Source organism: Albidovulum sp. (assembly GCF_049646345.1).
Taxonomy (GTDB): Bacteria; Pseudomonadota; Alphaproteobacteria; order Rhodobacterales; family Rhodobacteraceae; genus Albidovulum.
Genome location: NZ_JBARVQ010000013.1, coordinates 1 through 4,389, shown reverse-complemented (window position 1 = coordinate 4,389; position 4,389 = coordinate 1). Strand labels below are relative to the sequence as shown.

The window sequence follows — 4,389 nt, the reverse complement described above, 5'->3', positions numbered from 1 at the left end:
ACAGCATCCTCTCTCATGCCTCGCTTCTGGCGGCTGACAGCGATTTTGACGACGCGATGCAGGTGATGGTGGCAGCCCCGCTTGATCTGATCCGACTGAACCTGCCGCATTGGCGGGACACCGGTTGGGGGCGGATCGTCAATCTGTCCTCCGACTGGGGCAGTTTCGCCCACGGGCTCAACGGACCCGGCGCCTACGGTGTCGCCAAGGCGGCGCTGAACGCGTTGACACGGGCGCTGCCGCGTGACCTGCCGCAGGGCGTCAAGATCAATGCGATGTGTCCCGGCTGGGTTCAGACACGGATGGGTGGCGATGATGCGACACGCACGCCCGAGGAAGGTGCGGATACCGCGATCTGGCTGGCATTACTGCCCGAGGATGGGCCAACAGGCGGGTTCTTTCGCGACCGGCGGCCTTTTGACTGGTAGATGATGGCCCCCATTGGAACTTCGTCCGAAGATCCTATCTTTCAGACAGATCATTCAGGATAAGCCCATGCGTCTCCTCCCTCTGATATTCGCCTTGTCCCTTGCAACACCCGCCGCCGCCTTCACGGCGCAGAACGGGCTGATCGTTGAACCTCAGGGCGCTGATGGGTTCAGCGTGCCCTGGCGGGGCAAATCAGGACCGGCCGCGTTCTGGTGTGCCGCCGGTGACTATGCGATCCGGGTTCTGCACCTTGCGCCCACCGATGTGATCTACCGCGCCTCTGAACCGCCGCGCCGGGCGGGAGAACCGATGGATTTCACACTCAACCCCGAAGCGTCTGCAAGCACAACCGGGCTGTTCTCGCTCTTTCAAAGGGGCGGCGGTCTGTCCGTCGGCCACGCCCAATCGCTTTGCGAGTTCCGCCAGAAACGGCGCTGAGTCTCACACGAGTATCCCGCGGAAGAAGTCCAACGTCCGGCCCCAGGCCAGTTCCGCCGCATCCCAGTCATAGCGCGGGGTGGAATCGTTGTGGAACCCGTGGTTCACGCCCTGAAGCAGCGCGGGTCGTTGGCTATCTGGTTTGACGCGGGAATGGTCTGTGACGCGAGGCTCCGCGCAACGGCCTTCCCGTCGGCAAGGACGTGTGTTCGAAGCGAGAAGGACAGAAACTGCTTCGCAGATTTTTTTTCGGGAAGGTGGAACCGGGCGGGAATTCGGCGCCGGAAGAAGAGGCCCGAGGGGCGTCTTTCGAGATACGGAATATGGGTGCAAGCTTCCATGGCGAGGCCTCCGAACACGGGTTTCAGGGCATCCCGGGATGGGTCAGGTCCGGCACGGCGCTGCCGCTCCGAGGTAGCGCGGCACCCGCCTATGTGCACACGTCTGTGCACCGGTTCGTACACGTGCACGGAGCTGTCGCAACTCCTGCAGAGGAGTTCCCTTTTAAATCAATGGCTTGCGGTGGGATTTGGCTCCGGCGGTAGGGATCGAACCTACGACCAATTGATTAACAGTCAACTGCTCTACCGCTGAGCTACGCCGGAACACCCGGCGCGATATAGCAAGGGTTGTCGGGGGCGTCCAGTGGGTTCGCGCAGAAAAATCACTAAAGCGTTTCGGGTTTCGTTGATACAAATAGTATCAGAATTCGAACGAAAAAGGTTCGAACTCTGATACAATGTAAACCCGAAACGCCATAAGGCTCAAAGCAACGAAAATTGAGTGCTCGGGGCAAGCGGGGTTTGGGCTTTGACCTGCTTTCTTTCCGTCAGATCAATGAGATGAGCCAGGACATTGCGGGCGGCAGCACGCATCATGGTTGGCGGGGTGTCGGTGTAGATGCGTCTGGCCAATGTCGTGGCGTCCGTCGGGCCATCCCTCAGCGCCCTTAGGATCGCCTCCTCCCGTGCCTGCCGGTGGGCGATCAGGTCCGAGATGCGGCTTTGGGCATCGGCGATAGGGTCGCCATGACCTGAATGCAGGTGTTTCACCCCGGTATCGGCCAACCGCCGCAACGACGCCATATAGGCCCCCATATCGCCGTCCGGCGGCGAGACGAGCGATGAAGCCCAGCCCATCACGTGATCGCCGCAAAAGATCATGTCATCCAGCTGAAAGCTGAGGTGGTTGCCGAAATGCCCCGGTGTGTGCAGCGCGTGCAGGCACCAGCCGGAGCCATTGATCTCTTCTCCGTCACACAGATGGATGTCGGGAGAAAAGCCGGTATCGACCCCTTCGCCCCCCTCCAAACCACCTTGAGCTGACAGCTTCTCCATCAGCGCTGACCGGCCCGCGCGGGCATCGCCGAAGGCAAGAACGGGGGCGCCGGTCGCATCGGCCAAAGGGCGCGCGAGCGGCGAATGGTCGAGATGGGCATGGGTCACGAGGATATGGCTGATCCTCTCGCCCGGTGCGAGGGCCGCGAGAAGGGCGTTCAGGTGATCGGCATTGTCCGGGCCGGGATCGATCACCGCGACCTGTCCCGCGCCGATGATATAGCTGTTCGTGCCATGCAATGTCATCGGCGAGGGGTTCGGGGCAAGGACGCGTCTGACGCCCGGCGCAAGCACCTCAGCAATGCCATAGCGCGGAGGATTTCCATATCTGTTCGTCATCTTGCGCTTTCTCTCCCCCATTGCTGCCGCTAGGCTCGCCGCATGATTTCCGGATGGTTCAAGTCGATCCTGCCGCGCGGTCTTTACGGCCGGGCAGCGCTGATCCTGATCCTGCCCATCGTGATCATCCAGCTTGTCGTGTCCATAGCCTTCATCCAGCGGCATTTCGAGAGGGTGACCGAACAGATGACCAGCAATCTCGTCAATGAGATTGCGCTGCTGACCGATCGTGTTGCGCGGGCACCGAACCGGGCAACGGCGCAGGTGGCGGCGACCGTACTGGGTGACGCCCTGTCGATGGCCGTAGCGCTGCCGGCACCGACCGATGCGCCCGAGGCTGACACGCGATTGTTCTACGATCTGTCCGGACGAGTTGTGATCGCCACCCTTCGCGACGCATTTGACACGGTCCGGGTGATCGAACTGACCAATCTGAAATCGGTTCGTCTTTTCATGGACACGCCTTATGGACCAATGGAGATCGCATTCGCGCGGGGGCGTGTTTCGGCCAGCAATCCGCATCAATTGCTGGTGCTGATGCTGGTGACAGGTCTTCTGATGACGGCGATTGCCTTTCTGTTCCTGCGCAACCAACTGCGTCCGATCCGGCGCCTTGCCCGCGCGGCAGAGGCATTTGGCAAGGGGCGGGTTCTGCCCTATCGCCCGGCCGGTGCGATCGAGGTCCGGGCGGCCGGGAATGCGTTTCTGGATATGCGGGGCCGGATCGAACGCCAGATCGAACAGCGCACATTGTTGTTGTCCGGGGTCAGCCATGACCTGAGAACCCCGCTCACCCGGTTAAAGCTGGGCCTCTCTATGATGGGCGAGGATGACGACGCCCGGGCGATGGTCCATGATGTCGATGACATGGAGCGACTGCTCGACGCCTTTCTGACCTTCGTGCGCGGGGACGCGCTGGAGGAAGAGGCCGAGCTTGTCGATCCGGTGCCATTTGTGCGCGCGGTGATCGAGGATGGCCGGCGGGTGGGGCAGGCCGTGACACTCCATGCGGTCGAAGGGGCAGGGGAGGCGCCGCTCAGGACGGTGGCGATTCGTCGTGCGATGGAAAACCTGATCGGCAATGCGGTGCGTTACGGCACCCGCGCCGAGGTATCGCTGTCGGTTTTCGACCGCTCCATCCGGATCACGGTGGAGGATGACGGGCCGGGCATTCCGCGCGACCAGCGGGAAGAGGCGCTGAAACCCTTCACGCGGCTCGATCAGGCGCGCAATCAGGATCGCGGGACGGGGGTCGGCCTTGGCCTTGCCATCACCGCCGATATCGCGCGCAGCCACGGCGGAACGTTGCGCCTGGGGCAGAGCGACCGGCTGGGCGGCTTGAAGGCCGAACTGGTTCTGGCGCGGTAAGGCCGCTACCAGATCAGGCGCAGCAAAAACGCCCAGGCCAGCAGCGACAGGGCCAGAACCGGCAGGATCCACCAGCCGCTGACGGCACGTTGGCCCGCGCCTGTGGCGGCGTCTTCCGCGATATCGTCAAATGCTTCGCTTTCCTGCATGAGCCAATGCTCAAGCGGGTCGGGCCGATCATTGTCCCGGGCAGCAGGCCCCGATGCGGCCTTCTTTCTGTGTGCCATCGCCATCCCCTTGCCATCGACAGGGATAGCGGCAGAGGTCTTACGACTTTGCTAACGCAAGCACCGGAGCGGCGGAATGTCCACGGGATCAGAGCCACACGCGACCCGTCCGGTTCCATCTGGCGCGGGGCGGGGATGGTAGGCCCGGAGGGATTCCGGGCTTTTAGGCTTTTCAAGCCCTTAGACTGTCAAACCCGCCCGTTTTCTTCCATTGTTTTTCAACGCTTTTTCCCGGCGTTGTCAAACCGATT

At 62.2% G+C, this 4,389-nt stretch carries 5 protein-coding genes, 1 tRNA gene and 1 pseudogene; 3 read left to right on the top strand and 4 right to left on the bottom strand.

The window, feature by feature from the left end:
* Positions 1-428 (top strand): SDR family NAD(P)-dependent oxidoreductase (locus WBB85_RS00330; protein WP_432636629.1); only part of this gene is annotated, 428 nt, incomplete at its 5' end.
* Between the two features lie 67 nt (positions 429-495).
* A complete protein-coding gene (locus WBB85_RS00325; RefSeq protein ID WP_432636628.1) occupies positions 496-867 on the top strand; it encodes a hypothetical protein in 372 nt (123 codons plus the stop codon).
* A gap of 3 nt (positions 868-870) precedes the next feature.
* Here WBB85_RS00325 and WBB85_RS00320 read toward each other — a convergent pair.
* The 3 genes and pseudogenes from WBB85_RS00320 to WBB85_RS00310 all read right to left on the bottom strand — a co-directional run.
* Positions 871-978 (bottom strand): annotated as a pseudogene (locus tag WBB85_RS00320) (dienelactone hydrolase family protein); the annotation flags it as partial.
* A 419-nt stretch (positions 979-1,397) separates the two neighbouring features.
* A tRNA-Asn gene (locus WBB85_RS00315) sits at positions 1,398-1,472 on the bottom strand.
* Between the two features lie 159 nt (positions 1,473-1,631).
* Entirely contained in the window at positions 1,632-2,543 is a 912-nt protein-coding gene (locus tag WBB85_RS00310; protein WP_432636627.1) for an MBL fold metallo-hydrolase, read from the bottom strand.
* Positions 2,544-2,585: 42 nt separating this feature from the next.
* Here WBB85_RS00310 and WBB85_RS00305 point away from each other — a divergent pair, with 42 nt between their 5' ends.
* Positions 2,586-3,911, top strand: a complete 1,326-nt coding sequence (locus WBB85_RS00305; protein WP_432636626.1) for an ATP-binding protein — start codon at positions 2,586-2,588, stop codon at positions 3,909-3,911.
* A 5-nt stretch (positions 3,912-3,916) separates the two neighbouring features.
* Here WBB85_RS00305 and WBB85_RS00300 read toward each other — a convergent pair whose 3' ends face one another.
* Complete coding sequence (locus WBB85_RS00300; protein ID WP_432636625.1) at positions 3,917-4,138, bottom strand: hypothetical protein; 222 nt, start codon at positions 4,136-4,138, stop codon at positions 3,917-3,919.
* Between the last annotated feature and the right edge of the window lie 251 nt (positions 4,139-4,389).

Coding starts and splice junctions, on each gene's coding strand:
- WBB85_RS00325 (WP_432636628.1), top strand. CDS start 496: ATGCGTCTCCTCCCTCTGATATTCGCCTTGTCCCTTGCAACACCCGCC.
- WBB85_RS00305 (WP_432636626.1), top strand. CDS start 2,586: ATGATTTCCGGATGGTTCAAGTCGATCCTGCCGCGCGGTCTTTACGGC.
- WBB85_RS00310 (WP_432636627.1), bottom strand. CDS start 2,543: ATGACGAACAGATATGGAAATCCTCCGCGCTATGGCATTGCTGAGGTG.
- WBB85_RS00300 (WP_432636625.1), bottom strand. CDS start 4,138: ATGGCACACAGAAAGAAGGCCGCATCGGGGCCTGCTGCCCGGGACAAT.